The organism is Streptomyces sp. NPDC050806, assembly GCF_055586425.1.
This window is the reverse complement of the sequence record NZ_JBVJIF010000022.1, coordinates 1-25,588: the sequence shown is the minus strand read 5'-3', so window position 1 is coordinate 25,588 and position 25,588 is coordinate 1. Positions and strand designations below refer to the sequence as shown.

General features: G+C 69.4%; 28 protein-coding genes and 2 pseudogenes. 15 read left to right on the top strand and 15 right to left on the bottom strand.

Going from position 1 to position 25,588, the window contains the following annotated elements:
• Window positions 1-559: 559 nt before the first annotated feature.
• Together ACZ6WH_RS38730 and ACZ6WH_RS38725 are read left to right on the top strand one after the other, a co-directional pair.
• The gene (locus ACZ6WH_RS38730; RefSeq protein WP_469734841.1) at window positions 560-880 is read left to right on the top strand and encodes an STAS domain-containing protein; all 321 of its coding nucleotides are present in this window, start codon (window positions 560-562) and stop codon (window positions 878-880) included.
• A complete protein-coding gene (locus ACZ6WH_RS38725; RefSeq protein ID WP_469734839.1) occupies window positions 873-1,847 on the top strand; it encodes an anti-sigma factor RsbA family regulatory protein in 975 nt (324 codons plus the stop codon). The genes ACZ6WH_RS38730 and ACZ6WH_RS38725 overlap by 8 nt, the downstream gene beginning before the upstream one ends.
• A 13-nt stretch (window positions 1,848-1,860) precedes the next feature.
• Here ACZ6WH_RS38725 and ACZ6WH_RS38720 read toward each other — a convergent pair whose 3' ends face one another.
• Together ACZ6WH_RS38720 and ACZ6WH_RS38715 are read right to left on the bottom strand one after the other, a co-directional pair.
• Window positions 1,861-2,211 carry a helix-turn-helix transcriptional regulator gene (locus tag ACZ6WH_RS38720; RefSeq protein WP_469734837.1) on the bottom strand — a complete coding sequence of 117 codons (351 nt, stop codon included), beginning with the start codon at window positions 2,209-2,211 and terminating at the stop codon, window positions 1,861-1,863.
• 247 nt (window positions 2,212-2,458) lie between these two features.
• Window positions 2,459-2,728, bottom strand: a complete 270-nt coding sequence (locus ACZ6WH_RS38715; RefSeq protein WP_469734835.1) for a hypothetical protein — start codon at window positions 2,726-2,728, stop codon at window positions 2,459-2,461.
• A gap of 50 nt (window positions 2,729-2,778) precedes the next feature.
• Between ACZ6WH_RS38715 and ACZ6WH_RS38710 the strand changes: the two are divergent.
• From ACZ6WH_RS38710 to ACZ6WH_RS38675, 8 genes and pseudogenes are all read left to right on the top strand, one after another.
• Window positions 2,779-3,057, top strand: a pseudogene (locus tag ACZ6WH_RS38710) (IS5 family transposase); the annotation flags it as partial.
• A 946-nt stretch (window positions 3,058-4,003) separates the two neighbouring features.
• Window positions 4,004-4,870 carry a TIGR02391 family protein gene (locus ACZ6WH_RS38705; RefSeq protein WP_469734833.1) on the top strand — a complete coding sequence of 289 codons (867 nt, stop codon included), beginning with the start codon at window positions 4,004-4,006 and terminating at the stop codon, window positions 4,868-4,870.
• 211 nt (window positions 4,871-5,081) lie between these two features.
• Window positions 5,082-5,627 carry a hypothetical protein gene (locus ACZ6WH_RS38700; protein ID WP_469734831.1) on the top strand — a complete coding sequence of 182 codons (546 nt, stop codon included), beginning with the start codon at window positions 5,082-5,084 and terminating at the stop codon, window positions 5,625-5,627.
• A gap of 648 nt (window positions 5,628-6,275) precedes the next feature.
• Entirely contained in the window at window positions 6,276-7,262 is a 987-nt protein-coding gene (locus tag ACZ6WH_RS38695) for an ATP-dependent DNA ligase (protein WP_469734829.1), read from the top strand.
• A 343-nt stretch (window positions 7,263-7,605) separates the two neighbouring features.
• Complete coding sequence (locus tag ACZ6WH_RS38690) at window positions 7,606-7,992, top strand: hypothetical protein (protein WP_469734827.1); 387 nt, start codon at window positions 7,606-7,608, stop codon at window positions 7,990-7,992.
• A gap of 1,305 nt (window positions 7,993-9,297) precedes the next feature.
• Complete coding sequence (locus ACZ6WH_RS38685) at window positions 9,298-9,624, top strand: MerR family transcriptional regulator (protein WP_469734825.1); 327 nt, start codon at window positions 9,298-9,300, stop codon at window positions 9,622-9,624.
• Window positions 9,625-9,882: 258 nt separating this feature from the next.
• Entirely contained in the window at window positions 9,883-10,236 is a 354-nt protein-coding gene (locus tag ACZ6WH_RS38680) for a DUF6087 family protein (RefSeq protein ID WP_469734823.1), read from the top strand.
• Between the two features lie 446 nt (window positions 10,237-10,682).
• A complete protein-coding gene (locus ACZ6WH_RS38675) occupies window positions 10,683-10,862 on the top strand; it encodes a hypothetical protein (RefSeq protein ID WP_469734821.1) in 180 nt (59 codons plus the stop codon).
• Window positions 10,863-10,906: 44 nt separating this feature from the next.
• Here ACZ6WH_RS38675 and ACZ6WH_RS38670 read toward each other — a convergent pair whose 3' ends face one another.
• Window positions 10,907-11,113: an Lrp/AsnC ligand binding domain-containing protein gene (locus ACZ6WH_RS38670; RefSeq protein WP_469734819.1), complete on the bottom strand. Its 207-nt coding sequence runs from the start codon at window positions 11,111-11,113 to the stop codon at window positions 10,907-10,909.
• 175 nt (window positions 11,114-11,288) lie between these two features.
• A pseudogene (locus ACZ6WH_RS38665) lies at window positions 11,289-11,372 on the bottom strand (AsnC family transcriptional regulator); the annotation flags it as partial.
• A 187-nt stretch (window positions 11,373-11,559) separates the two neighbouring features.
• Between ACZ6WH_RS38665 and ACZ6WH_RS38660 the strand changes: the two are divergent.
• The gene (locus ACZ6WH_RS38660) at window positions 11,560-11,748 is read left to right on the top strand and encodes a hypothetical protein (protein WP_469734817.1); all 189 of its coding nucleotides are present in this window, start codon (window positions 11,560-11,562) and stop codon (window positions 11,746-11,748) included.
• A 225-nt stretch (window positions 11,749-11,973) separates the two neighbouring features.
• Here ACZ6WH_RS38660 and ACZ6WH_RS38655 read toward each other — a convergent pair whose 3' ends face one another.
• On the bottom strand, window positions 11,974-12,750 hold the full coding sequence (locus ACZ6WH_RS38655) for an SDR family NAD(P)-dependent oxidoreductase (protein WP_469734815.1): 777 nt from the start codon (window positions 12,748-12,750) through the stop codon (window positions 11,974-11,976).
• A complete protein-coding gene (locus ACZ6WH_RS38650; RefSeq protein WP_469734813.1) occupies window positions 12,747-13,064 on the bottom strand; it encodes a hypothetical protein in 318 nt (105 codons plus the stop codon). The genes ACZ6WH_RS38655 and ACZ6WH_RS38650 overlap by 4 nt, the downstream gene beginning before the upstream one ends.
• A 70-nt stretch (window positions 13,065-13,134) precedes the next feature.
• On the opposite strand from ACZ6WH_RS38650, the gene ACZ6WH_RS38645 reads away from it, so the two are divergent.
• The 3 genes from ACZ6WH_RS38645 to ACZ6WH_RS38635 all read left to right on the top strand — a co-directional run bounded on the left by ACZ6WH_RS38645 (window position 13,135) and on the right by ACZ6WH_RS38635 (window position 14,627).
• Window positions 13,135-13,992 (top strand): LysR family transcriptional regulator, encoded by an 858-nt coding sequence (locus tag ACZ6WH_RS38645; protein WP_469734811.1) that lies wholly within the window; start codon window positions 13,135-13,137, stop codon window positions 13,990-13,992.
• A 301-nt stretch (window positions 13,993-14,293) separates the two neighbouring features.
• On the top strand, window positions 14,294-14,518 hold the full coding sequence (locus ACZ6WH_RS38640) for a hypothetical protein (RefSeq protein WP_469734809.1): 225 nt from the start codon (window positions 14,294-14,296) through the stop codon (window positions 14,516-14,518).
• Window positions 14,502-14,627 carry a hypothetical protein gene (locus ACZ6WH_RS38635; RefSeq protein ID WP_469734807.1) on the top strand — a complete coding sequence of 42 codons (126 nt, stop codon included), beginning with the start codon at window positions 14,502-14,504 and terminating at the stop codon, window positions 14,625-14,627. Before ACZ6WH_RS38640 ends, ACZ6WH_RS38635 begins: the two co-directional genes overlap by 17 nt.
• Before the next feature lie 112 nt (window positions 14,628-14,739).
• Here ACZ6WH_RS38635 and ACZ6WH_RS38630 read toward each other — a convergent pair whose 3' ends face one another.
• Window positions 14,740-15,216, bottom strand: a complete 477-nt coding sequence (locus ACZ6WH_RS38630) for a DUF6194 family protein (RefSeq protein WP_469734805.1) — start codon at window positions 15,214-15,216, stop codon at window positions 14,740-14,742.
• 63 nt (window positions 15,217-15,279) lie between these two features.
• Between ACZ6WH_RS38630 and ACZ6WH_RS38625 the strand changes: the two genes are divergently transcribed.
• A complete protein-coding gene (locus ACZ6WH_RS38625; protein WP_469734803.1) occupies window positions 15,280-16,005 on the top strand; it encodes a MerR family transcriptional regulator in 726 nt (241 codons plus the stop codon).
• A gap of 376 nt (window positions 16,006-16,381) precedes the next feature.
• On the opposite strand, the gene ACZ6WH_RS38620 is transcribed toward ACZ6WH_RS38625, so the two are convergent.
• The 8 genes from ACZ6WH_RS38620 to ACZ6WH_RS38585 all read right to left on the bottom strand — a co-directional run bounded on the left by ACZ6WH_RS38620 (window position 16,382) and on the right by ACZ6WH_RS38585 (window position 25,046).
• Entirely contained in the window at window positions 16,382-16,549 is a 168-nt protein-coding gene (locus ACZ6WH_RS38620) for an aldo/keto reductase (RefSeq protein WP_469734801.1), read from the bottom strand.
• A gap of 356 nt (window positions 16,550-16,905) precedes the next feature.
• Entirely contained in the window at window positions 16,906-17,553 is a 648-nt protein-coding gene (locus ACZ6WH_RS38615) for a TetR/AcrR family transcriptional regulator (protein WP_469734799.1), read from the bottom strand.
• 80 nt (window positions 17,554-17,633) lie between these two features.
• Entirely contained in the window at window positions 17,634-18,026 is a 393-nt protein-coding gene (locus ACZ6WH_RS38610; RefSeq protein WP_469734797.1) for a carboxymuconolactone decarboxylase family protein, read from the bottom strand.
• The gene (locus ACZ6WH_RS38605; protein ID WP_469734795.1) at window positions 18,019-18,882 is read right to left on the bottom strand and encodes an SDR family NAD(P)-dependent oxidoreductase; all 864 of its coding nucleotides are present in this window, start codon (window positions 18,880-18,882) and stop codon (window positions 18,019-18,021) included. The genes ACZ6WH_RS38610 and ACZ6WH_RS38605 overlap by 8 nt, the downstream gene beginning before the upstream one ends.
• A gap of 5 nt (window positions 18,883-18,887) precedes the next feature.
• Window positions 18,888-20,120, bottom strand: a complete 1,233-nt coding sequence (locus tag ACZ6WH_RS38600; protein ID WP_469734793.1) for a cytochrome P450 — start codon at window positions 20,118-20,120, stop codon at window positions 18,888-18,890.
• A gap of 65 nt (window positions 20,121-20,185) precedes the next feature.
• Window positions 20,186-21,439 (bottom strand): NAD(P)/FAD-dependent oxidoreductase, encoded by a 1,254-nt coding sequence (locus ACZ6WH_RS38595; RefSeq protein WP_469734791.1) that lies wholly within the window; start codon window positions 21,437-21,439, stop codon window positions 20,186-20,188.
• Between the two features lies 1 nt (window position 21,440).
• Window positions 21,441-21,638 carry a ferredoxin gene (locus tag ACZ6WH_RS38590; RefSeq protein WP_469734789.1) on the bottom strand — a complete coding sequence of 66 codons (198 nt, stop codon included), beginning with the start codon at window positions 21,636-21,638 and terminating at the stop codon, window positions 21,441-21,443.
• Window positions 21,639-22,622: 984 nt separating this feature from the next.
• Window positions 22,623-25,046: a helicase associated domain-containing protein gene (locus ACZ6WH_RS38585; RefSeq protein WP_469734787.1), complete on the bottom strand. Its 2,424-nt coding sequence runs from the start codon at window positions 25,044-25,046 to the stop codon at window positions 22,623-22,625.
• Window positions 25,047-25,588: the final 542 nt, after the last annotated feature.

Below are 25,588 nucleotides of genomic sequence, written 5' to 3'. Positions count from 1 at the left end.
GCCCACCACCCGCTACGACATCGGCAAGCCCCTCAAACGCCCCGCGACTATCACCGAACGTGACGGAAGAGGTTAAGGAACAAGCTCACGCACCTGTTCTTGAACTGGGCATGCCGTCGCGTACAGGACCGCGCTCGGTCGGCGCTCTACGCTAGGGACGCGGAACGGCGACGGGGGCTGCGGTCTCGTTGGTGTCGCGGGGAGGACAGCGAACCTGACGGATGCCGGGCCGGGGGACTGATTTTCCCGGCGGATGTCTGCTTTGTGGCGTCAGATGGGCGTACGGTCGAGGGTATCCGTGGATGCCTCCAGCGGTGCTGAGAGCGGTTCTGATGCTGGCATTCGGCGGCCTCGTGAAGGAGGCAGCGGCATGCCGCCATCGGACGCTCCCCGATCCTCTGTGATCGGTCACCGACCGCCACACCGACCGCCACACCGTCCGGCAGCGCCGTCCGCCCGGTCGCGGACGCTTGCGGGCATGTTCGCGCCAGGACCTCTTCCGGTGGTGTGCGCAGGAGAGAGGCTTCCTGTGCGTCGTCTACCGCTGTACGCCGATTCCTTGCTGCGTATCTGGCACACCACCGACCCCCCGGGCCTGCGCCTGGTGGGCCAGGTCGACATGACCAACCAGAGCGCCCTCATCGGCCACCTGCTCGCCCTCGACGGCGAATCGCAGCACATTACGGTGGATCTGTGTGAGGTGACCTTCCTCAGTTTCCCCGCGCTGCATGCCGTGGTGACCTACGCCGAGCTCTTGGACCCCGGCCGGCGCCTGCTTGTGCACACCCGCACACCGGCCATCGCGCAGATGCTGACCGCCTGCGGCTGGGACCGGCCCGGGATTCCCCTTACGCTCCTGGAAGAAGACTGCGATGAGTGAGCCCCGTGAGACCTCCAGGGCCGGCCCGCCGCCGCACGCGCATCACCTCCTGCTCTACGGTGATGACGAGCAGTTCCTGGCCGCCGCGATGCCCTTCGCCCGCGACGGTCTGACCGCAGGCGAGCCGGTGTTCATCGCCACCACCGAGCACAACACCGCCCTGTTGCGGCACCATCTGGGAGAGCGGGCCAAGGAGGTCACCTTCGCCCTCGCCAGCTGGTACCGCACACCCGCCCAGGCGCTGCTGGCCTTCCACGACCAAGCGCATGCCACTCCCGGCCGCTCCCGGGTGCTGGGGGAGACGCCCTGGGCAGGGCTCAGCTCCGAGGAGGCCCGGGAGTGGAGCCGGTATGAGGCGCTGCTCACCTTGGCGCTGGCCTCCACCGGCGCCTGGCATCTGTGCCCCTATGACACCCGCACCCTGCCGGCCGGCGTCCTGCACACGGCACAGCTCACCCACCCCACACTGACCACCGGAGCGGCACACCGGCCCAACCCCGCCCACGTCACTCCGGAAGACTTCAGCGCGGCCTGCGACAGCGTCCCGCTGCCCGAGCCGCCCTCGAACTGCCAGGAGTTCCGCTTCGACGGGCCGCAGCACATCGCCGAGCTCCGCGCCTTCACCGCCGGCATCGCCCAGGAGGCAGGCCTGCCTGCCGACCGGATTCACAGCCTGTTGGTGTGCGTGGACGAGGCTGCGGCCAACGTCGTACGCCACAGTGGAGCGCCCGGCAGCTGCCGGGTATGGACGACCTGCACCGAGGTCTTCTGCGAGGTCACCGACCCGCAGGGGACGCTGAATACCGCACTGGCCGGCTACCTGCCGCCGGTCACCGGCAATCTGGACGGACGCGGGCTTTGGATCATCAGACAGCTCAGCGACGCGGCCGACATGCGCACCACCCACCACGGCGGCACCACGATCCGTCTCCGCATGAACCGACAGACGGAGAAAGGAGGGAGGTGAGGAACAGGGCACGTCACGGCTCCTCACCGGTCGGCTGCTCGTGCGGGTAGGTGAGGTCCAGGAGAGTGCGGACGGTCAGGCCGGCTTCTGCCGGGTGCCGCATGGGGCGATCCGGGCGGAGGGTGTACTGGGTGCGGCGTCCGGTTCGTTCGCGTCGCAGGTAGTCGGCGTTTTCGAGGTCGGTCACGGCGTTCTGGGCCGTGCGTGGGGTGATGGAGCAGGCTGCGGCGATGTCGCGGAGGCGCGTGCGGGGGTCGTGGGCGATGGCCAGCAGGACGTGCGCATGGCTGGTGAGGAAGGCCAGCTGTTGCGCCTTCTTGGTCGCGTGATCCGCACCTTCCGCCTGTGCCCTGGACCCAGGCATTTCCTTGCAGGAAAACTCGTTCGCCAATCTTGCTGGTGCCCGAGGTTTCTGCGGTGTACCGGGTCAGATCATGGGCGGATCTGGACTACGGAGGTTGACCGAAGACGCTTCGCAAGAGCGACGAGTGCTTACGCCGTAAGCACTCGTCGAAGCCGAAGCAGCGCCCGCCCCCGAAGCTGACGAAGAAGCTGCGCGCCACAGGACCGGTCCTGCAAGGGCCAGCCCTTCGTCGTTCCCTGCCCACCCCCTATGTGAGGGAACTGCCGTCCCGCATCACGCTGAGGCGCTGTCGAAGGTCGAGGACGGCCCACAGGCGGCGTCCGTCGGGCGCGGTGTCGGTGCCACACGACGCGACGCCCAGTGCGGCGACCCGCGACAGGATCTCGTCGCTGCCCGGGCCTGCGGTGTGGTTGATGACCCAGGATGAGGGCCTGTTGGTTCTGGTCGGCGAGGTGGACGCTGCGGCCGCCTCACGTGCCAGGAGAACGACGATCTCGCCGAGCGTCGCACTAGGCACTGTCCGATGGGTCGTGTGACCAGGCCGGCAGCAACATCGTTTCGGCTGGTGTGGGGCGGGGTGATCTGTCGGATCGGGAGTGGGCTCGGCTTGAGCCGCACTTGCCGAAGAACGCGGGACGAGGCGGTCGTTGGAAGAGTCATCGCAGGGTGATCAACGGCATCCTCTTCCGGCAGCGCACCGGTGTTCCGTGGCGTGATCTGCCAGCGCGGTTCGGGAAGTGGAAGACAGTCCATGACAGGCATCGACGATGGTCGGCGGACGGCACGTGGGAGAGGGTCCTACGAGCCGTCCAGGTCGACGCCGACGTGGACGGCCGAATCGACTGGATGGCTTGTTGACTCAATTACAGGAGCGCGAACCCGATTCCGGCCAAGGTCCTGGGTTCGCGCTCTGTGAGCGTAGTGACACCGACAGGCTCGAAGCTACTCGGTCAAATGTGGCTTCTTCCGGGGCATTTGATGTCCGAACGGACAGTTTCGTAGAGGATCTGCAGGTAACTCGGGGCACCGTCCGGAAAATCGCCCGACAATGTCGTGATCTTGGTATTACGAGCCAAACCCGACACGCCCCAAGCCCTCGGAAATCCGGCCGCCCCGGGCCGGTCACGCGGCTGAACCGGCTCCGCGGCCAGCCGCCCAGCTCATACCGCTGATCCACTCACCAGTACTCACGCAACGGCGAGCCGACCCACCCGCGGAACCGGTCTACTCGTTTATGCACCGATGGCGTGTCCCCATACGTTCGGTATCTTCGATCTGGCATGGACCGGCCAAGGGCTAGCCAACACGAGCAGGATCTGCTGCGCCTTGACGCGCGCACGGCACCTGAAGCGGCCCGCATGGCGGGTGTCGATCATGCCGCCCATGCCGCGGTAACCGATGCTGGCCCAGCCCGTCGACACCTACGCCCTGCCGACGGGCTGGTCGGCCGAACCGAAGTGGGACGGCCTCCGCGTTCTGCTCGCCCACGACCAGGGGCAGACGATGCTGCGCTCCGGCACGGCATCGACCTCACCCCCGCCTTCCCTGAATTTGCCGAGGCGGCCGCAGGCATCGACAAAGACTGGGTCCTGGACGGCGAGCTCATCGCATTCCACAACCACCGCCTCGACTTCGCCGTGCTCCAGCAACGAGCGAGACAACCTGGCAGAAGCGCTGCCGTGGCGGACCGAACGGCGCCCGCCCACCTGATCTTCACCGCACGCAGTGGCTGTGCGGCGCTCCTCTAGGCTCGGGTGCCGAAACAGAGGACACGATCAGAGGAGGGGGAGTTGTGGGCAGGCACAGCGCTGACTATCTGAAGCGGTTGTTCGCCGCAGTGGTGAGATTCGAGCGGGCCTTCGAGTGCTGGATGGAGACCCAGGTCGAGACGGACCACGTCAATGCGCGCGGGCTGTTGCCGACGGTCTGGGCCAAGGACGGACAGGACCAGGCGGCGGTCCGCCGGCTTGAGCTGGACCTGGCGGAGACATCGGGTGCCGCTGCCCGGGCTGTCGCTGTCACGGGGGCACACATCGCCGTAGCTGGCGTGGGCGTCGTTGACCCGATCGAAAACTGGTCGATGATGTCAGCCCCGAAGGCGCTCTTCACACCCCAGGACGTTCGTACTACGGCCGCCAGGGCCCGGGGCCGTCTGAACACGATGATCGAGGAGGCCGAGGCCGCCTCGGAATCCGCATCGCCTGGGTTTGCCCCCTCCGAACTCCACAAGGTCATCTGGACGGCGGCCGCCGCGCACTGGACGACCCACCAGTACCGGGTCGCGGTGCGGGAGGCGTCGGAGGCACTGACCGTGCACTGGAAAGAACGCCTGGGCCGTAACGATGTGTCCGACACCTCCTTCTGGCAGCAGACCCTCTCCGTGGGTGAGCCTGGCCCCGGCAAACCCAAGCTGGCCTGGCCCGGCTCGGACGAAGACCAGACGGTTAAGAGCATCCGCGGGGGCCTGGCGCCGCTGGCCGGAGCACTCAACGATCTCGCGACCGGGTTGAACCTGACGGTCAGGAACGTTGCGACGCATACACGCGACGAGCTGACCGAGCAGGAAGGCATGGAGCGGCTCGCCGCTTACAGCTACTTCGCCCGTCTTCTCGACCAGTGCGAGATCCGCCGCAGCGAGGACGCACCACAGAGCAGCTGACGCACGCGCGTCCGGTACCCGTCCCCCACGGATACCGGAGGGCCTGAGGCGACAGCACAGGCTCTCCGAGCTTGCCCTGTCTGGCGGAACAGGGGGCACCGGCCGCTCAGCGAGTTCTCGGACGCGACCCGCTCGGCCCATACTGCCTACTCTTTGACGCACTACGCAGTTCGACATGTAGCGCCCGCAGTCTCCCGGGCAAAATGCGCGCATGGATGCAGGGATAGCAGCAGTCCTCGGCGCGACCGTGGCGACAGTCGGGCCGATGGCCACCGCGCTCGTCACGCACAAGACAACGCGTCGGCAGGGGCAGGTAGACCACTGGCATTGGTTACGCGACCAACGCCAGCAGGCATACGTGAACGCGCTGGACAAGAACGCCGAACTCACACGGCTCTTTGGTGTTCAGCAGGATGCCGGCGAGAGCCAGGAGAACAGAACCAAGGCAGTCACGGACGCGGAGAAGGCCCTGCGAGAACTGAAGGCTGCGCTGCTCCGGGTAAAGGTAGCCGGCCCAGGAAGCGTTACAGCGAGCGCTGACGTCCTGGTTCTTCGCGCCGAAGAGTGTTTGCGAACGATGTGGGACCAGGGGACCGAACTGAGCATGGTGTTGGCGACGTCCAAAAGTCTCCGAAAGTACAAGGACGCCACCAACTCGTTCGCCGTCGACTTGCGGGAGGCGCACGAGACGCCACCGTGGACCGATCCGGCGCGCATCCCGATAAGAGCGATGATCCGCGCGTACTTCTGGAACTGACCCCGCGGAGGGCGGCTTCCGCGCGCTGCTCGGCCCCGGCAGGGCAGTCTCAGTTGCCGCAGGCTGAGGGGCGGTGCAGCGCCTTGACGGCACGGTAGGCCGGAGCGCGGGAGAGGTGCAGGCCGTGCGTGCGCAGTTCTTCGACCAGTTCCATGGTGATGGCGTTGATGGCGCGCCGGTCGCCGGGACGGATCCGAGCGCGATGGAGGGGTACCAGAGCTTCCTTCCTCGTGGCGCATGCTTTCACCAGCGTGCCCAGCTCGTCTGCGGCAGGCGAGGAGGACGCTGTTGCAGGTGGCGGGCCAGTATCCGGTACCCGGGCGAGTTCGCTGACGATTGCTTGGGAGTCTGTTCCCTCGGCCGCGGCTCTTCGCACATGACGCAGACAGTCCCGCTCGGCTTCAGCGCGCAATGCATCAGCGGCTAGGACGGCGTCCACGCTCTCCCGCAGCTTGAGAAAGGATGGTGAAGGCGTTGTTCGGGCCACGGCCATGGAACGACAGCAGCCGCACCAAGGTCACCACCTCACCACCGATCGGTACCACGACGGGCTCTCACACTGGCCCTGTGAGAGAACTGGCGAAGAAGCGCAGCAAGCGGGGGCGGCGTTGCACCGATCCCGGGCAGCTGCGGTGATAGGTGTCAACCATGCTGTGGATGCCGCAGGAGCCGATGCTTGCCCAGCCGGTCGATACCTTCGCCCTGCTGGCGGGGTGGGCGGCGGAGCCGAAGTGGGACGGTTTCCGTGCGCTGCTCGCGCACGACCAGGAGCAGACGCTGCTGCGCTCACGGCACGGCACCGACCTCACGCCCGGCTTCCCGGACCTGGTGGCCGCGCAGCTGCCGTACGGCGTTCTCCTGGACGGTGAGGTGATCATCTGGGCTGAGGGGCGCCTCGCTTTCGAGCACCTCACCCGGCGGCTGAATCGCCGCCCGGCCACCGCCGCGTGTCTCGCCGAGCAGCACCCGGCCCACTTTGTCGCCTTCGACCTCCTCCACCAGGCCGACACCGACCTCACCGCTCGCTCGTACGCCGAGCGACGCGCCGCTCTGGAGGCCCTCTTCGCCGACCACCGGCTCGGGCCGCCGTGGACGTTGTGCCCGATGACCGCCGATGAGGTGACCGCGCGGGAGTGGCTGTCGTGGTCGGTCGTCGGCATCGAGGGCGCGGTCTTCAAGCGGCTCGGTCAGCCGTATCTTCCTGGCAAGCGTGCGGGCGGGTGGCGGAAGTACCGGGTACGGGAGTCCACCGAGGCCATCGTCGGCGCCATCACTGGATCCCTGCGCCGCCCCGGCACGCTGCTGCTCGGCCGCCTCGATGCGGCCGGCCGCACCACGCAGCTCGCCGCCGGCCTTGCCCGGGACCTGGCCGCCCAGCTGACCCCGGCCGGGCCCGAGCACCCGTGGACCGGCCGCACTTTCAGCGCAGGCCGGCATACGAACGACGTCCTCGACGTCGACCCCGTTCTCCCCGAACTGGTCGCTGAGGTCGACGCCGACGTCGCGCTGGACGGCGCTGGCCGGTGGCGGCACCCGCTCCGGATGCTCCGCCCCGCAGTGACCTCGACCCGGCCGACGTCCCGCGGTTCGGCCATGGCAACGAGCCGGCGGCCGGCTGATCCGGTGCACCGGTGAGAATGACGGCGAGAGCGGATGCGGTGAGTGCGTGTGCCGGAACCTTTCAGGGAGGAACGGAGACAGCGTAAGTGCCTTCGAAGGCAAGGGCAGGCTCCACCACGAGGACGACCAGTTGCACGCACCGGGCAGCAGCGTCGCTGGATCACCCCGTATGCCCCAGTGGCCTGGAAGCCGCGGTGGGCGGCCAGGAGTTTCGCCCTCTCGGGCAGGGAGTAATCGCCTCCGCCCCGCCTTTCACCCATACGAGGGGTCCCTCTTCTGCCCGGGGCTCACAGTCGGGCACGCTCTCTCCCGTCGTACTGGAAAACGAAGACAGCTTCGCCCGAGAGGGGACACTCACATGACGCGCACGCTGTTAGCCCGTCGAATCGCCTTCGCAGCCAGCGCCGGGCTTCTCGCCCTCGGCGGCACTACGGCGGCCTTCGCCGCCTCATCTACCGAGACCACCGCACCGCGCGCCCTGGACAAGCCCGCTGCGCGGATCGCCGCAAAGCCCATCATCGTCACAGAGACCGACAGCCGGGCGGCCACTGCGACCTGCCCCAGGGGGGCCTATGCCACCGGCGGCGGCCACAAGCTCACCAACTACAGGACCGGCACCCTCAGGTCCGACGCCTTCATGGAGGCAAGCCACCCGACCAGCGACGGAACGGGTTGGTACGCCGAGACTACGGCCGAAACGGAGGGCGATGACGCTCTCACGGTCTACGCGGTGTGCAGCAGGTAACGCCCATTAGTGCCTGGCTGCCGTCAGCAGCTCAGCGCCGATGGTGGCCCCAGCCGTCACAAGGTCGCCGCGACGACGAAGCCCGTGCCCTCCGAGTCGGCGCACACGAACGCGTCTCGCAGCCGCGCCCCGAGGCACCGCCCGCTCCAACGGTCCGAGTGAGAAGCCGTATCAGAACCTCGTGACGTGGGTCAGGGCGGCTTGCGCGCGCCGCCCCGGTCTTCGATTCCAAGGTTCTGACACAGGCACTGAGCCGAACAGGCGGTGAATCCGTACGGTGGTGTCGCCCAAGTGGCGTTCGCGGCCTGACTGATCATGGAGCAGACGCATGATTGCCTCCACGGGTCACCCGCTGGGCCGGGCAGGCAGTGTCGGCGCTGCCGCTCTCTCTTTGTCTGTGGTGCTGCTGTTCGGTTGGTCGGTGGTCTGCGGGGGTTTGGCCTCCGAGCCGAAGGGTGTGCTGAGGGCGTGGGCGATGGCGGTGTCCGGGGCGGTGCCGTAGCCGGTGTGGAAGGCCTCTGTGTAGGTGGGGTCGCCGAGGGTCTCGTGGGTCCTGTGTTCGATCTCTGGCGGGCGGCGATCGACTGGGGGAGCCCGTCTGCGGCGTCCCTGGGGTTTCCCGGAGTCGTTGTGCCGGGCCGAGCGGATGCGCCGGCGAAGCTGCTCGGCCTGGCCGGCCCGGGACGCCGGTGGCCGCCCATCTGCTGGTGCGGCCGCGGGGCTGGGCTTCTCCATGGGCTGGGGAGGCCTGGGGGAGTTGTCTTCCCGGAGGTGGGCAGGGCAGGATGCCCGTTCCTGCTGATGGAGTAAATCTGTAGTGGCGGCAGTAGACATGGGCGGGTGGCGAGGGTAACGTTTCTCGCGTCCTCAGGAAGTCGAAGAGGGCGCGGCAGAGATGAACTGCCGCGCATCGGATCGGCGGCGGAGTGGCGGGGCCGGAAGTGGTGGGTCCTGTCGCTGGCTGCCGGGCCGAGCGGCCCGGAGGGGCCGCGTGCAGTACCCGCAGGATCCAGCAGTGCAACCGAGTAGCCGAATGAGGTAAACCGAGTAGCCGAATGAGGTAAGGAGCACACACCATCAGGATCGCCCGGGCGAGGACGACGTCCGCCCGGGTACCGCAGGCCCCAGAACGGAAGGTGGTCCCCGGTCAAGAATCCGCGATCCCCGCAGCTGCGCCCTCCCAGGCGGACAGGCGGAAAACGAAGGCCGGCGTGAAGCCGGCCGGTAGATGGTGTTGAACGCTCGGGGCCCGGGTGCCGTTACGGCATCCGGGCCCCTCGGACGTATTTCCGGAAGAAGAGGTCTATGCCCCCTCGCAGTACCCACCCCGTCGACAAGTTCGACGACGATGACTACCCCGCCTACACCATGGGCCGGGCCGCCGAGATGCTCGGCACCACCCCCGCCTTCCTCCGCACCCTGGGCGAGCACCGCCTGATCGCCCCGCTGCGTTCCGAAGGCGGCCACCGCCGCTACTCCCGCTACCAGCTGCGCATCGCCGCCCGCGCTCGCGAACTCGTCGATGCCGGCACCCAGATCGAGGCGGCCTGCCGCATCATCATCCTCGAAGACCAGCTCGAAGAAGCCCAGCGCATCAACGAAGAGCTGCGCACCCGCAGCGCCTCCTCGTAATGGCATGTCGCGACCGCTCTGCCCGAGCTATCACCACTGCACTGCGCAGCACCCACATGACGCTGCCCCGCTTACTCCAGCAGGTCGGCTGACCACCGCAAACGATCAGCTTTCGGCCGGCCCCTGAGGACCTGACAGCGGGTACTGGCCGACGCGCTGCTCGCCACCGCTTCCACCGTGCGAGCCGTGGCCCCTAAGGCGCCACGGCTCGCACAGGCGGCAGTTGGCACGGTGTGTGGTGCGCGGGACACTGCCGGTATGGGGCGGGAAGACGCTGAGCGCAACGGCGCACTCATCGAGGAAGAGCGCGCCAGCCTCGGCGGAATGCCCATCGAAGACCCCCAAACGACCAGGACCAGGGCGGCGACGATGAGTGAGTGGGGCGACGCACGCTTCGGCGGGCGTCTGCTGCAGCGCACCTACCAAGTAGGCCGCATGCGCGCCCTCATTCTCACTCCCGGCCCGCCCCGCGCGGCCCACCTCGACCCCGACGTGCCCCGCGCAGTGGTCCGCTGGGACGGGCAGCGCTGGAAGCTGGTCGCCATCGTCGACAACCTCGCCGCAGCCCAAGCTCTGATGCGCCCCGACAAGCCCGGCCCGGAGCCCTGGTAAGGAAGCGGCCCGAACCTCCCTCGGCCCACCGCGGCCGCGTGCGGTGAGAGCGTAGACCGCCTGGAGGACGTCATGAGCGCAACGCCCGAGCACGCGTCCGCCCCGGCTCCCGCGCCGGCGGCCGCCGCGCAGCTGCTCGCGCGGATCCGCGCCGACCGCCGCGCGGAGCGCTGGGTGCCGGCCTTCGAGCGGGACTGGGCAGGCGCGCTGGAGGACTCCCGGCACCGCTACAGCCTGGCCCCCTGTACGGCGTCATCCGCGAATGGCAGGTCCGTCTCGACACCGCACCGGCCGTCGACGCCTTCCTCGACTCCGGCCGGGACGACTCCGGCTTCCTCCCCCTCGAAGACCTCCTCGGGCCCCGCCGGTGAGCGAGCCGGCCTGGTCGGTACGACTGTCCGCGAACCGGCCAGGTACTGCACGAGCTGCCCGACCACGGCCAGGAGATGGCCGGCGACGTCCTCGACATCGCCACCCGCACCCCCTGGGGCTGGCCCCAGTGGGACCGCAGCGACCCCGAAGGCGAAGACGTCCGCTGCGCCTCCATCGGTCCGCTGTCCTTGATCTATGGGGTCAACCGCCCCGCACGGCCCCTGTCCGTGCTGGACATCACCTGGCTGGGCTGAGACAGGACTCGGCAGCATGCGGGGCAGCTGTCTGGATGGGCTGTCTACATGGTGGTGTTCTGCAGAGGGCTGACGAGCCGGCTGCTGACGTGCTGGTAGATCACGTTGCTGCGGAAGTTGACGATCTCCCGGCGCTGGCTGAAGCGGTCCATGAGGAAGGTGTGCAGCTGGTCGACGTCCGGTACGGCTACGTGGACGAGGAAGTCGTCGCTGCCCGATGACGAACACGGAGAGGACCTCGGGCAGGGCACTGACGTACGCCTTGACGCCCTCGATGACGTCCCTGCTGAGCGGGCGCACCTGGATCGACAGCAGTGCCTGGACGGGGCGGTTGAGTGCCCGCAGGGCGATCGCCGCATGGAGGCCTGTGATCACTTCGCGCCGGCGCAGCGCGCGTGTGCGCTCCAGGCAGGTGGACGGGGCGATACCCAAGAGGCGGGCCAGTTCCTTGTGGGTGATCCGTGCGTCGCGCTGCAGATGTTCCAGGAGCAGCGAATCAAGTTCGTCCATGACCGCCATGCTCGTCCATCGAACGAATTGCCTTCGGCGGTTCGGCTCAACTGTGGTTGATCGCTCTACGGTCGCCTTCATCAGCCGAACAACGAGCGGAGCGCATGGTGGAGAGGCGGCCTGGCCTGGGGCCGGGACGGGTACGGCCCTGTGCATCGGTGCGGTGCTGGGGCCCGGAGCACTGACATTGACCTCCACGGCCGCGGCGGCCGCCGGGCCGGGGTCGGTACTGGCGTGGCTCGGGCTCGTCGCAGTGAGCCTGCCGCTCGCCTGGGTGTTCGCCGTGCTGGGCGCCCGGCATCCCGACGGCGGCGGGGTGGCGGCCTTCGCTCGCAGAGCCTTCGGGCCGCGACTCGCCGCGCCGGCCGCGGGGTAGGGCTGGGCGCCGGGCGGATTGAGGCTGAGCACCGCCGTGTCCTGCCCGAGCGCGTCCATCTCCCGCAGCCGCGCCCAGATCGGTGAGCCGGGTGCGCGGCTGCGGGAGTGCGCTCCATCGTGCGCATCAGGGCCATCTCGGGCTCGTCGCCCGGCACGACGTCCAGGCCGTGCGCGTCCCGCAGGAACGCCTCGGTGGCCATGTGCTCCTCGACCGCGACGAGCCTCATGCCCGCCGTCCGCCGTCGACCGACATGGCGATCTGGGTGACGTAGGACGCGGCGTCCGAGCAGAGCCAGACCGCCGCCGCGGCCGCCTCCTGCGGCGTGGCCAGCCGCCCGAGCGGCGTGCCCGCCTCCTGCCGCTCGGCCATGTCGGTGCCGGCCGCCACCTCCTCGATGCCGGGTGTACGGGTCGGTCCTGGGCACACGGCGTTGACCCGGATGCCGTCCGGCGCGCAGTCGACCGCGGCGACCTTGGTGAGGCCGACGACGCCGTGCTTGGCGGCCACGTAGGCGGGGGCGGCCGGAATCGCGTACAGGCCGCCGTTGGAGGCGATGTTGACGATCGCGCCGCCGCCCCGGCCGCGCAGCGCGGGCAGTTCGTGCTTCATGCACAGGAAGGTCCCCGTCAGGTCGACGCGGACCACGCGCTCGAACTCGCCCCGGGTCATCTCGTCGAGCCTGCGGCTGTGCGAGGCCAGTCCGGCGCTGTTCACCGCGAAGTCCAGGCCCCCGAACGCCGCGACCGTGCGCGCGACCGCCGCCTCGACGGCCGGTTCGTCGGCGATGTCGACGGCGAGGGCCAGCGCCTGCCCTCCGTACTGCCTGACCGCCTCGGCGGTCCTGGTCGCCGCGCCCGCGTCGATGTCGAGTACGGCCACCGCGGCGCCGCTCCGGGCGAACTGCAGCGCCGCCGCGCGCCCGATCCCGCTCCCGGCCCCGGTGACCAGCCCCGCCTTCGGGGAGGCGACCGGCTCCGTCCGCGGTGAGGCGCCGCTCATGCCAGCGCCTCGTGGTTGGCCCAGGCGACCTTGTACGGGTGCCGGGACTGCCAGCGGGCGATCATCTCGTGCAGTCCCGGCGCGGCGAACGCCTTCGCGAGGGCGCCGGTGTCGGCGACGGCCACCTGCACGATCGCGGTCGCGATGAGGGCCGGTATGGCCTCCTCGCCGGGGACGGGAAGGTGGCGCCGGGCCGCGACCGACTCCACCGACCCGGAGCCGAGAAGGATCTTTTTGATATCCACGAGGTATCGATCGAGTTCGGCGTCCGGCAGCGGCTGATCGAAGGAAACGAGCATCGTGTGGTGAATCATGCGGCGATTCTCGGCTCCGCGCGGCGCCCGCGTCCAAGACCGGTTGGTCATCCGGCGATAGCCTGGAGGCATGATTGCCCTGGAGACCCGCGAGCTGAGGTACTTCATCGCCGTCGCCGACGAGCTGCACTTCGGCCGGGCCGCCGTCCGCCTCTCGATCGCCCAGCCCGCACTGTCGAAGGCCATCCGGCGCATCGAGAGCCGGCTCGGCGTCCCGCTCTTCCTCCGCTCCAGCCGGAACGTCGAACTCACACCGGCCGGGGTGGCGTTGCGGGAACACGGCCAGTACGCCCTCAACGCGGTCAGCGCCGCGGTCCAGCACGCCCGGCACGCCGGTGACAGCCAGGCCCGTCTGCGCCTCGTACTCAAACCCGGCGGCGACGCGGGCCTGCTCTCCGATCTCATGGCCGCGTACGCGCACCAGCCCGACGCGCAGCAGGTGGACATCGTCTTCAGCGGTCCGGCCGACCGCGCCGACCATCTCCACGACGGCCGGGCCGACGTCGGCCTGCTCTACGCGCCGTTCGACGACCTCGACGGCCTGGCCCACGAGACGCTGCACACCGAGGACCGCGTGGCCATCGTCCCGGCCGGACACCGGCTGGCCGGGCGCGCCTCGGTGCGCATGTGCGACCTGGAGGGCGAGACGCTGCCACGCTGGAAGGGAGTGCCCGGCGGCGACGGCACAGGACCCGAGGTCGCCGACGCGGTCCAGCTGCTCCAGATGATCACGGTGGGCCGGATGATCGGGGTGCTGCCCCGCTCCCTGGCCTCGCCGGCCCCGGCCGGTCTGGTCTGCGTCCCGGTGTCCGACGCGCCGCCCAGCCGCGTGGTGCTCGCCTGGGTCGAGCAGGACCGCCGTCCGCTGGTGGCCTCGTTCGTGGCCGCCGCGGTCGCGTGGCGCGGGGATCGGCAATGGCCGACTTGATGCCGCCCCACCGGCGGGCAACTGCGGGTGGGGCGGCTGAAGTGCGCCTCATCGCCGCGGAGGCGGTCCGGACGGATGCGCGGCCGGCCCGGGAACGATCCGCCACTGTCAGCAGGAGCCGTCAGAAACGACCCAGCGGCCGCACCGCCTTCCCCGGGCCGCCCTACGGTGTGTCGTCCAGTTCCGGCCAACACCCTCAGCTCGGGGCGCCGGTGCCGATGGAGCAGCCGATGCGCTGACCGGCCATGAGTGACGGACCCAAGCGTGACGCCGCCGTGGTCCTGGCCCGAAGCGTATACCGATGCACGAGGCAGGGGGACAGGTGGCAGGGATCGAGCGGGAGCCGGCGGAGGTGCGGATACCCAAGGGCGCCCTGGACGCTTTCGCCGCCGCGTTGAGCGTGCGCACGGTGGCGATGCGGACTTGGCCCGACGGCATGGAGTGGATGTACCCGGTGGGCACCTGGGGCGACCCGCACGTGGAGGTGGCCCTCATGCCCGGTGGCCCGCATGCCCGGTGGAGATGAGGTGTGGCTGCGGATGTCCACCGACCGCTCCAGCGTCGTCGTGTGGACCGTCCAGCAGTGGTGGGACTTCGCCGGGAAGCTGCCCGGTGCGACGCCGCCGCAGGCCTGAACCGCGGGGCCTCGGCCCTTGGTGATGACTTGAGCTGGGCGGCGGGGGTCGGCTCTGTCGTAGGCCTCTCAGCCCGCTCCCGCCGCGGTCCGTAGATCCTTCAGCAGATCCTTCATCGCGTTGTTGATTCAGCGCGTCGCTCATGGCGTGAGCGTGCGAGGTGATGGGCCGCACGCAGCAGCTCACGTGTTGACGCTTCGGTGCGCTCGCCCGGGTTCACCACTGCCAGCCAGCCGGCGGTGCCGTAGACGGGGTGCGCGATCACGGTGTCGGTGGCGCTGGGGTCGACCTCGGCGGAGGCCGGTTCGCGTGGTGCGTGACCGGTCCACTGGGTGAACGCTTCCGTCCCGGCAGCGATATTCACGCGGAAAGTGTCCGGGCGGTCCAGACGCGATGCCTCGTCGCCGGGGTAGTTCTTGGTCACGACAGTCGCGAACGGTTGGGCCGCCGTCGGAGCGGCGCCGTCAGGGGCGTAGTGGAAGAACGTGTCGCCCCAGCTGATTTCCGGCGTGCCGTCGCCGGGGGCGGGCCTGATGGTCAGGACGCCGTCGAGGCCGCCCACGAAGCTGATGATCTCGTCGATGGTCATGGGCTCTAGCGTTGCATTGAAGTGCTGGTGGAGACTTTGAGGCCAAGATTGAGGGATGCCGGGATGCCAAGTCTCAAATCAGGTGAAATGCGTACCGCTGATGTCGCGCGGCGCGTCGGGTGCTCCGTTCAGCAAGTTCGCAATCTTGAGCGCGACGGTGTGCTTCCGCCCGTGACACGCACGGCCACGGGTTACCGAATCTATGGAGAGGTACATCTGCAGTCCGCACTGGCCTACCAAGCCCTCGCCGCAGGCGTGGGGCCAATTGAGGCCAAGAAGATCGTTCGGGCCTTCCACCAGTTCCCCACCTCGCAGGCGCTTGCCCTTCTCGACACGGCGCACGCCCGGCTCGATGCAGAGCGCGCGGAACTAAGGCAGGCCAAGGAAGCCGCCCACGTGATCTCCAGCGAGCCGATCGAAGACGTGCGCGCGTCGGACTCAATGAGCGTCGCCGAACTCGCCGCCGCCCTCGGCGTGCGCCCTTCGACGTTGCGGCACTGGCATGCGGAAGCTCTCGTCATCCCGGACCGCGACCCCGTGCGCGGCACGCGACGATACACACCGACTCAGGTGCGGGATGCGCGGATCGTTCACCAACTACGCAAGGCCGGATACCGCATCACGCCCCTTCGGGCCCTCATGCCCGAGCTACGGCGAACCCGCCGATCGGAGGATGTCGTCTCGGCGCTGGCTGCCAGGGACGCCAGCATCACCGCTCGATCCAAAGCCCTCCTCGACGGCGCCACCGCACTCAGTGCTGTGCTCTCCATTCACAGGCAAACGACCTGATCCGGGATGGCCGTGAGTGCCCCGCACGGATCCCTGCGGCGCCTCGAAGTACAACCACCGCCCCGCCCCGCCCCCGGTGCGGGGCGGTCAGCTTCCTCCGTCGTTCCGCCCGCCGCCTCCCACCCCGTCGCCAAACGATCGGTTGACGACACATGGCTGAGCGTCGGCGTGCTCGCGGTGGGCGCGGACGGGCGCCGGGCACCGGTCTCCCACGGCGAGATCGCCCCGGGCTGCGGCAACCGGGGCGCGATCCTGGCGTCGAGCAGGACGGGGCACCGCCGGCCCGACCCCGGCCGGTCGTGACCGGCGAGGTCACCGGTGGGCGCAACGTCAACGACGTCGTCGAGCTGGACGTCGTGCGCGTCGAGTTCACCGGCTAACCCCGAGCGACCTCAGCGGTGTGCGCGGGGGCGTAGCGCTCGCCCGTCACCTGGTCGCTCAGCGGGTCCAGCGCGGCCGGCGCCTCGGCGTCCAGGGTGAGCTCCAGCGCGGCCGCGTTCTGCTCCAGCCGGGCCGGGCTGCGGGTGCCCGGCAGGGCCGCCACCGCCACCCCGAGCCGCGCGGTTGTCCAGGTGCTGGGGGTTGGCGCACAGCTGCGTCTTGCCCTCCCCAAGGACCAGGGGGCTGGAGGTCGCCGCGAATACCTCCACTCCCAGGTCCACCCCGACCGCGCCGTTTGGACTTGCCGGCGGGTGGGGCGGGCCGGCGGGGGTGTGGGGGTGCGGATGTTGAAGGCGGCGAACCACCGGTGCCCGTCCGCGCGACCGTCACCCTCTTCGGCTCCCCGCCGCGGGCCAGCAGCCGCGCCAGCCGGTAGGTCGGCCGGTGCAGCCGCACCATGAACGCCTCCTGTACGGAAGGCGATCCAGTGAGTGACGCAGTTCAGGAACAGGTGCTTGGTCAACGGCGGGCGTCTCGCACGATGGCGTCGACGGTGCGCTCGGCGAAGTCGGTGAGTATCTGCGGGTCGTGTTGTCCGAAGGTGGAGGTCCACAGGGCGAAGCGGCCGAAGAGCGCTGACCACAGGATCATGGCGGTCTCTTCGGGGCCGTCCGGCCAGTGCAGGCCTTCTTCCTCACAGGCGTGGACGGCGTCGAGCCACTGCTGCCACAGCAGGCGGGCGGGGTGGGTCTGTCCGGGCTCTGCGAAGGTGGAGGCGTCGTGGCCGTACATCAGCCGGGTGACGCCGCGCTCGTTGCCGGCGAAGGTGCAGAAGGCGCATGCCTGGGCGCGGAGCCGTCCGCCCGCGTCGGCGTCGGCCCTGGCTGCCTCGGCGTCCGCGTCGCGCATGGCGGCGACGACGCGCTGGTAGCCGTCTTCGGCCACGGCGCGGGCGAGCTGGTCCTTGTCGGTGAAGTGCAGGTACATGCTCTGTGCGGCGATGCCGACTTCGCGTGCGACCTCGCGCAGGGACACGGGCAGGGGGGTTTCGGAGAGCTTTTGGTCGAGGAGCCGTGCCACGGCAGCCAGGATGTCCGCACGCAGCTGCTCGCCCTGGCCGCGGGGGTTGCGTCTGCGGGTGCTGTCGGGGGTGGTGTCGTCGTCCATGTGTCACATTCTGCGATAGCCGTGTGGTGGGGTGGTCTTCAGGCGCTTGCCTGCAGACCACCCCACCAGGTCCCGGCGGGCTAGGTCTCGGTCATTGTCCCGAGGGCCGTGGACATGGCCTGGCCTGCCGCGGGGAGCCCGATGTAGGGGATGGTCTGGATGACGGCTTCCAGGACCTCCTCGGGGCTCAGCCCGTTGGCCAGCGCGCCCATCACGTGGTTGCGGACTTCCCATTGGTGTCCCTGTGCCATGAGGACGCCGAGGGTGACCAGGCTGCGGCTGCGGCGGTCCAGGCCCGGCCGGGTCCAGATCTCGCCGAAGCACTGTTCCAGGGCGAGCCGGGCGGTGTCGGCCAGGGGCCCGTTGCCGTCGGCGGGCGAGGTCATGTTCTTGTGGAGGAAGCCCTCGCCGAACATCTCGCGCACCACCTGCTCGCCTGCGGCTCTGCGGTCGGGCGTGCCGTGGCTAGTCATCGGATCTGTCCCTTCGGGCCTGTGCGATACGGGGCAGCATGCCCAGGACGGTGGCGGTGGTGGTGCCCGCGTCGACGGGCAGCACCGTGCCGGTGATCCACCGTGATTCCGGGCCGGCGAGGAAAAGGGCGGCCCAGGCCAGATCCCAGGCGGTGCCTTCGACTCCGAGCAGGTTCGCCGCGCGGCGGATGCGGCGTCCTTCCTCGCCTCCGTGGTCACCGATGGGGGTGTGGAGGTGGCCGGGGACGAGGCAGTTGACGCGGATGCGGTCCGGCCCCCAGCTGTAGGCCAGGTCGGTCGTCAGGGACTGCAATGCGCCCTTGCTCGGCCCGTATGCGCCGCTGCCGAACCCCCGGAGCGCCGCGATGGAGGAGATGTTGACGAGGGAGCCGCCCCCGGCGTCGACGAGGTGGGGGCGGGCGGATCGCGCCACCTGCATGGCGCCGGTGACATTGAGGGCGAAGACCCGGTCCCAGTCGGCCCGGCTGGTCGCTGTGATGTCCCCTTCGCCGCTGATGCCGGCGTTGTTGACCACGGCGTGCAGGCCGCCGGCGATGTCGGCGAAGTGATGCACCGCACGCTGGACCAGTTGCTCGTCGGTGATGTCCGCGGTGAGGATGACGGCGTTGCCGCCCCGGTCATCGATGAGCCACCGGGTGTGCTCGGCGCGCTCGACACTGACGTCCAGGATGCCGACGGTCGCTCCTTGGGCTGCCAGCAGCATCGCGGTGGCTGCCCCTGTGCCGAGGAAGTCGCCGGAGCTGCCCGCACCGGTCACCAGGGCCGCCTTGCCCGCCATGCGGGTGCCGCGGCCGTCGGTGTGTCCACCGACGCTGAAAACTTGGCTTTCTGACACGGTGTTCACCAGGTCACCGGGAGGGACGTGAGGCCGTAGACGATGGAGTTCTTCTTGAACGCAAGTTCGCCCGCATCGACGGCGAGCTTGAGGCCGGGGATGCGTTCGAACAGCCGGGGCCAGGCGACCTGCATCTCGACCCGGGCCAGGTTCTGGCCGAGACACTGATGGGAGCCGAAGCCGAAGGCGATGTGGTGGCGGGCGCTGCGGCTGATGTCGATCTCGTCGGCGGGGCATTCTCCCTCGCCGGCACCGAAGGCGCGGGGGTCGCGGTTCCCGGCTATCAGGGAGACGATGACTCCTTCGCCCTTGCGGACGGACTGTCCGCCGATCTCGGTGTCCTCGGTGGCCACGCGGCGGGGGTCGGTGGAGACGATGCTCCAGTAGCGCAGCATCTCCTCGGCCGTGCTCGGAGCCAGTTCCGGGCGGTCGCGCAGGCGGTCGCGCTGGGCCGGATTGAGCAGCAGGGCGACGGTCCCCAGTCCGAGCATGTTCGCGGTGGTCTCGTGTCCCGCGCCGACCAGGAGCGAGACCAGGACGGGCATCATCTCCGGAGCGAAGCCGTCCGGCCCCTCGTGGTCACTCAGGAGCCTGCTGACCATGTCATCCGCCGGCTCGCGGCGTTTGCGCTCCACCAGCTGGGAGTAGTACTGGAACGCCTCGTGCTGCAGGCGGGCGCGTTCCTCGTGGCTGACGTCGAGGTCGGTGCCGGCGTTGGCGTGCTGCTGGAAGAGTGCGTGGTCCTCGTAGGGGACGCCGAGGATGAGGCAGATCGCGCGCGAAGGCATCGGCAGCGCGAAGTCCTGGATGAGGTCGATGGGGCTGCCCTTGGCGAGCATCGCATCGATCAGCTCGTCCGTGATCTCCAGGATCTTGTTGCGCATGGCCCGGGTGCGCTTGACGCTGAACTCTTTGGTGAGCATCTGCCGCAGCCGGGCGTGCTCCGGATCGTCCAGGCGCAGGAACATCCCGCCTTCGTGGTCGGCCTGGTTGGAGTGGACCAGCGGGAAGCCGGGCTTGCGCACGTCCGCGCTGAAGGAGGAGCTGGAGAGCACGGCGCGGATGTCCTCGTGCCGGGTGGCGAGCCAGTGAGTGGAGCCGTCCCAGATGGTGACCTTGTGGAGCCCGCCGGCCTCCCGGAACTCGGTGTAGCGCGGCGGCGCGCTGAAGGGGCAGCTGCGGGGGGCCGGGAAGAACGGCGCGTCCTGGGCGGCTGCGGTCTGCTCAGTGGTGGTCAAGTCGCTCTCCGTAAGGTGTGAGTCGGCCCGGAAGGGCCAGGGTGTGGCCGATGTCGCTCCTTGCTTCAAGAAGCTGTGCCGGTGGCTGTCGCCAGGTCGGGCCAGGGGGCGTGGTCAAGGACGGCCTTCCGCCAGATGCGCAGGGCGCGGGCCATGCCGTTGCCCACAACCCCCTCGACGCGGCGCGGTTCTCCTGCGGCCCCCGGGTGGCCGTAGACGCCGACGAAACGGCCTTCGTCCAGCGACCCTTCGACCACCGCGAAGGCCATGTCCCGCCCGGTGGCGCCGTAGGACTGGAGCTTGAGGTCGTACTGGTCGGACCAGAAGTACGGCAGGGGCTGCTGCGCCGGCTCGCTCCGGCACACGGCGGCCGCCACGAGCCGGCCCTGTTCGGTGGCGGCCAGCCGGTGCTCGCTGCGCATGTAGCGACCGGTGGCCGGGTCCTGCCAGGCGGCGACGTCGCCGGCCGCCCACACGTTCTCGGCGGCACGGCCACGGGCGTCGCACAACACGCCCTCGACGCCGTCCCGTTCCCTGCTGCCGAGGGGGATGCCCGACCCTTCCAGCCAGCCCACGGTGGGCTGGGCGCCGACTGCGATCAGCACCGTGGACGCCGCCACAGTGGAACCGTCGTCCAGGACGACCCCGGTGGTCCGGCCGTCCTGGGAGAGCACCTCGGTGACCTCCCTTCCGCACCGCAGGTCCACTCCCTCGGCGCGGTGACGCTCTGCCAGCATCGTGGCGACCTCGTCCCCCAGGACGTTGACCATGGGGAGGGGGAGCGGGTCGACCATCGTCACCGGTACGCCCATGCCCCGGGCGACCGCCGCGGCTTCCGCGCCGACGAACCCGGCACCCACGACGACCAGCCGTCCGCCGCGCCCGAGAGCCTCACGCAGCTGGAGAGCGTCGGAGAGGTTGCGCAGCACCTGCACCCCGGACAGGCCGGCGCCCAGAGCGAGCGGGTGCACCGCGCCGGCGCCGGTGGCGAGGACCAGTGCGTCGAAGGGGACCTTCCGGCCGTCCTCCAGCGTCACCGTGTAGGCCCTGGTGTCCACCCCTGCTGCCGGTACACCGGCGAGGTGGGTGAAGGCCAGAGCGTCCAGCTGCTCTTGAGGGCGCAGCAGAAGCTCGGTCTCCCACTGTCCTGCCAGCAGTTGCTTGGACAGCGGCGGACGGTCGTAGGGAAGTCCCGGCTCCGCGTCGATCAGTGTGAGGTCCCCGGCGTATCCGCGTCGGCGCACCTCCTCCACGACCGCCAGCCCCGCGGCCGAGCCACCCACAACGACCAAGCGGCGGACGGGTCCGTACTCCGGCACCTCAGCTCTCCTCGATGAGGATTGCCGCGGCCGGGCACACCTGGGCGGCCTCGCGTGCATTGGCGTACTCCGCCTCGGGCGGCTCGGCCTCCAGCAGAACCACGATGCCGTCCTCGTCCCTCTGGTCGAAAACCTCCGGGGCGACCAGCACGCACTGGCCCGCGCCGCAGCACTTGGGTTCGTCAACGGTGATCTTCACGTGTTCCTCGACCTTCTCCGGCGGTCGGCAGCACGCACACGCCGCCCGCAACACTATTAACCTGACATGTGTCACCTTACGAATGTCAGGTTACGGGTGCAAGGTCACCACGAAAACCGAGCACAGGCTGCCGCCCACGAGAGAACCTGCCGACGCCACCCACCGCCCCCCGACCAAGTGCCGTCATCAGCTACCTGACCCCGATGACAGGCAGGCGCCGACTGAGACTCCTTCAGCACGTCGGCAACCTCCCGGGCCACGGACGCTCGCACGCGCAATCCAACGACGACGCCCCCGTAGTACCGCGGTCGTGCCCAGACGGTCGTGTGCGACGGCCGCTGCGGTGCTCATCACAGGCCGAGGCGCGCGCGTATCAGCACCGTGAAAGAGACGCCGAGCCACAGGCCGAGGAGGAACCAGCCTGCGACCTCGACCGCGCCCAGGCCGAGCGCGAATCTGACGCCTTGCCGAAGCCGTCACGGGCGCAGCGGACGATGCATCACCACAGGGCGGCACGCAGGCGAACAGCCAGGATCCGGCAACGGCGCGCCAGACGGCGACCGCGCGGGCGGGCAAGGACGGGCTGGGGACTGCCCGTTCGGGACATGGAGAAAGGCTCCTGCTCGAGGCACGACCGAAACTTCCTCGGCTGCGTCGTACACAGCGCGTCCGCGGCAAGCCCCGCACGGTCGGGGCCGGTCCCGGCCCGCTCGGAGACGGGCGTCCTCGTGGGGGTGGAGCGCAGCCCGAGGTGGCTGTGACATCGAGCGCAGGGCACACCGGAGGGATCGTTGCCCCGGACGGGACCAGCCATGTGGTCGCCCTTCCACAGAGATTGGCCGAACCGTTAACCCACCACAACGCCCACATCGCATCCTGGCGAGACCGCGGCTCTCTCAGCCCCTAGAGCGGCGGCGATGCCCGCAGACAGCAGCGGCCGGGCAGAAATCTGGCCGACCGCTGCTGCACCTCCTACGAAATGCCCTACGCCCAGTCCAGCCCGAGCTCGGCGAGCTGGGCGAGCTTGTCCACGGTGAGCTTGGCGCGCCGGGTCTTACTGTTGGAGAGCCATACGCCCAGCCGGACCTCGGCGGCCTCGGCGCCGTCGCCGTCCCAGCCCTCTTCCAGGGCCTCTACGTGGGCCCTGGGGACGGTCACAGAGCCCATACGGGTCTTGTACTGCCGCAGGGCCGCCACGCCCCGCTCGAAGGCCCCAGAACCGCTCCCGCGGCCCTGCGCGGCCGCCTTCTCCGGCGCCGGGAGCGGTGCGATGCCGAGCTGCTCCAGACGCTCGCACTGCCCGGCCGACAGCTTGGCCCAGGTGGTGTGTTCGCGCTGCCGGGCCAGCCACCGACCGACATCAGCCCCGTCGACGGTGACACCGGGCAGCAGGTCGGCGACCGCGGCCCCGCCGGTCAGGCATTGGCGCACCGCGGCGTAGTGCCTCTGCCAGTCGATCGGCCAGGTCGGGTTCCAGTCCGGGTCGATCGCGGCCAGCGCCTCCGCCCGCTCCGGGTGCCCGTCCAGTGCGCCGGGCCGGCGCATGTTGGACAGCCATTGCCCGACCGGCTTGTCCAGGGCGGTGGCGGGCCGGGGTGCGGCGAGAGTGTGGTGCTGTTCGAAGTAGGCCCGGGCCGCGGCGAGGTTCTCTTCGAAGGCGGCATCGGTGGCGTCCCAGATCATGCCGAGCTTCTCCAGGCGCTCGGCGCGCGCACCCGACATAGTCCCGCCCCCGTACGCACGGCGTTGTTCTGCCGTCCATTGCCCCAGCGGGTACGGCCCGGGCGGCTCCTTGTGGTCGTAGGGCACCCGGGCGTGCCCCTCTCGCTCCACGTACCGCTTCAGTGCGGCGTAGCCGCGGGCCCAGTCCTGCCGCTCGGTGTCGATCACATTGAAGCTGACCCACTCCGCGACCATCACCGGATCCCGCGGAGCGGCAAACCGCAGCAGCAACCGTGACTCTTCTTCCCCTTCCTCGGGCTCCACACCGATGTATTGCGAGGGTTCCACGGCCTGTTTCTGCGGCTCTTGCGGAATGGCGAGCAATTCCACGGCTTCCTCATCGTGCGCTCGCAGCCCTTGAAGGACTTTCACCAGCGGCCGGTACGCCCCGGAGGTGAACATGTCCTCCTCCGGCTGCTCTCCGGGCGGCAGGAAAATCGGCACGATGAGCGACGCGAGCTTCGCCTCGCCGGGCTTCTGCCGCAGGGCCCGGCCGATCGCCTGCACGATGTCGTGTGGCGAGCCTTTGGGATCAAGGAGCGCCACCGAATCCACCGCACGAATGTCCACGCCTTCACCCAGGACGCGGCAGTTGGACAGCACCGCACGCCGGGCCGTGGACCCGAACTCCGCGAGCACCTGCTGCCGGCGTTCGGGGGAGTGCTCGCCGCACAGCCAGTCCGCCCACATCTTCGTCTTCGCCGGGTATTTCTCGGGCTGGTCGGCGTGCAGCTTCGCTGCCACCTGCTTCAGGCCCTCGGCGTAGGCCTGCGCCTCGATCGTGCGGTGGTGGAAGGTGATGCACGTCTGCAGTTCGTGCTCGGCCATGGTGCGCAGCAGCGCTGCGTGCAGGGCGCCGAGCCGCTGCCCCCGCACCTCCTCCTCACGCCGCTCCGGCCCGTACAGCCGCTCGGGAGTGACCTCCTGGTCCCGCAGTTCGACCACGATGATCTGGTACCGCGCAAGCAGCCCGCGGGAGACCGCGGAGGCGAGGGTGAGCTTGGCCAGGATCGGTCCGAACAACGTTTCGTCGTCCATGGAGGCTGCCATCTCCGCCGGCAGTCGGTCCCGCACCCCTTCCCGCTGCTCCCAGGCCGGCGGTCGCTCCTGCCAGATGCGCGGCGTCGCGGTCATGTACAAACGTCGCGCCGCGGGGATGACGTCCTGGTGGTGGATGTCCGCCCATGCCTTCCCCAGTGACCCGCTGGTGCGGTGTGCTTCGTCGACGACTGCCAGGTCCAGCGGTGCGAGCTGCTGCCCGTAGGCACCCTCAAACGCCTCAGCGAGCACGCCGAGGCTGGCGTACGTCGCGTAGATGGATACCGGCCCCCGGCCGTGCCACAGAGCCAACTGGATCGGATTCGTGGTGCAGCGCACCCGCAGGTTCCACAGCTCCGGATCGTCCTCAAGGGAGCACACCGCCACTGCCGGCCCGGTGTGCCCGGTGTCGTGCCAGGCCTTCACCGTCTGCGTGAGCAGGTCCAGCGTCGGTACCAGGACCAGCACACGCCCGTGCGGTACGAGCCGGCGCGCCGCAGCAGCGGCCATGATGGTTTTCCCCGTCCCGCACGCGGCATGGACCTGCCCGCGCAGGCCATTCGCAGGGATTCCCCCGGGCGGGACATCGAGGCCGCGTACGATGCCGTCCACGATCTCAATTTGATGGTCACGCAGTTTCACGGCCATGTCCACTGATCTCCTTTCCGGAAAGGGAACGCACGAGAGGGAATCTGCGGGGAAGGGTGCGCTGCGCTTCCAGACTCTACACACTGCATCTCGATGATGCACTGGCGTTGTCTCTACTGCCCCCGTCGGAGTGATGCTTTGACGGATGTCCTGCTGTTGTGCGACGTGTCGGGGTATGCTGAGCACATCATTCGATAGCGACGTACGCGCGATCCGCTCCAGGTCTACCGGGGGATGGTGATGTGACTGAGTGTCGCTTCCGGTGGGGTGCCGGCAGGTGGCCTGAGGTCCTGTCAGGGTGGGATTGTGGCTCATGATTCCAGGCTTTACACGGATACGGACGTGATGCACCCTTCCTCGCAGCCAGCCAAGGAGGACCCGCTTGCGGGGCCTCCCGCAATTCGCGCTTGCGCGAATTGCATCACTTCTTCATTGAATTCCGCTTGCGGAATTCAATTCCCGCGTTTACGCGGGAATAAGGCGGCAATTTATTGCCGCCTTTCTTTTCCAGCCGCTTGCGGCTGGTGGACCCGCTCCGCGGG

What these genes read in the sequence shown, in the direction of transcription:
- ACZ6WH_RS38725 (WP_469734839.1), top strand. Translation starts at nt 873, where the DNA reads ATGAGTGAGCCCCGTGAGACCTCCAGGGCCGGCCCGCCGCCGCACGCG.
- ACZ6WH_RS38720 (WP_469734837.1), bottom strand. Translation starts at nt 2,211, where the DNA reads ATGCCTGGGTCCAGGGCACAGGCGGAAGGTGCGGATCACGCGACCAAG.
- ACZ6WH_RS38700 (WP_469734831.1), top strand. Translation starts at nt 5,082, where the DNA reads ATGGATGCAGGGATAGCAGCAGTCCTCGGCGCGACCGTGGCGACAGTC.
- ACZ6WH_RS38695 (WP_469734829.1), top strand. Translation starts at nt 6,276, where the DNA reads ATGCTGTGGATGCCGCAGGAGCCGATGCTTGCCCAGCCGGTCGATACC.
- ACZ6WH_RS38690 (WP_469734827.1), top strand. Translation starts at nt 7,606, where the DNA reads ATGACGCGCACGCTGTTAGCCCGTCGAATCGCCTTCGCAGCCAGCGCC.
- ACZ6WH_RS38685 (WP_469734825.1), top strand. Translation starts at nt 9,298, where the DNA reads ATGCCCCCTCGCAGTACCCACCCCGTCGACAAGTTCGACGACGATGAC.
- ACZ6WH_RS38680 (WP_469734823.1), top strand. Translation starts at nt 9,883, where the DNA reads ATGGGGCGGGAAGACGCTGAGCGCAACGGCGCACTCATCGAGGAAGAG.
- ACZ6WH_RS38675 (WP_469734821.1), top strand. Translation starts at nt 10,683, where the DNA reads ATGGCCGGCGACGTCCTCGACATCGCCACCCGCACCCCCTGGGGCTGG.
- ACZ6WH_RS38655 (WP_469734815.1), bottom strand. Translation starts at nt 12,750, where the DNA reads ATGAGCGGCGCCTCACCGCGGACGGAGCCGGTCGCCTCCCCGAAGGCG.
- ACZ6WH_RS38650 (WP_469734813.1), bottom strand. Translation starts at nt 13,064, where the DNA reads ATGATTCACCACACGATGCTCGTTTCCTTCGATCAGCCGCTGCCGGAC.
- ACZ6WH_RS38645 (WP_469734811.1), top strand. Translation starts at nt 13,135, where the DNA reads ATGATTGCCCTGGAGACCCGCGAGCTGAGGTACTTCATCGCCGTCGCC.
- ACZ6WH_RS38640 (WP_469734809.1), top strand. Translation starts at nt 14,294, where the DNA reads ATGCACGAGGCAGGGGGACAGGTGGCAGGGATCGAGCGGGAGCCGGCG.
- ACZ6WH_RS38635 (WP_469734807.1), top strand. Translation starts at nt 14,502, where the DNA reads ATGCCCGGTGGAGATGAGGTGTGGCTGCGGATGTCCACCGACCGCTCC.
- ACZ6WH_RS38630 (WP_469734805.1), bottom strand. Translation starts at nt 15,216, where the DNA reads ATGACCATCGACGAGATCATCAGCTTCGTGGGCGGCCTCGACGGCGTC.
- ACZ6WH_RS38625 (WP_469734803.1), top strand. Translation starts at nt 15,280, where the DNA reads ATGCCAAGTCTCAAATCAGGTGAAATGCGTACCGCTGATGTCGCGCGG.
- ACZ6WH_RS38615 (WP_469734799.1), bottom strand. Translation starts at nt 17,553, where the DNA reads ATGGACGACGACACCACCCCCGACAGCACCCGCAGACGCAACCCCCGC.
- ACZ6WH_RS38610 (WP_469734797.1), bottom strand. Translation starts at nt 18,026, where the DNA reads ATGACTAGCCACGGCACGCCCGACCGCAGAGCCGCAGGCGAGCAGGTG.
- ACZ6WH_RS38585 (WP_469734787.1), bottom strand. Translation starts at nt 25,046, where the DNA reads ATGGCCGTGAAACTGCGTGACCATCAAATTGAGATCGTGGACGGCATC.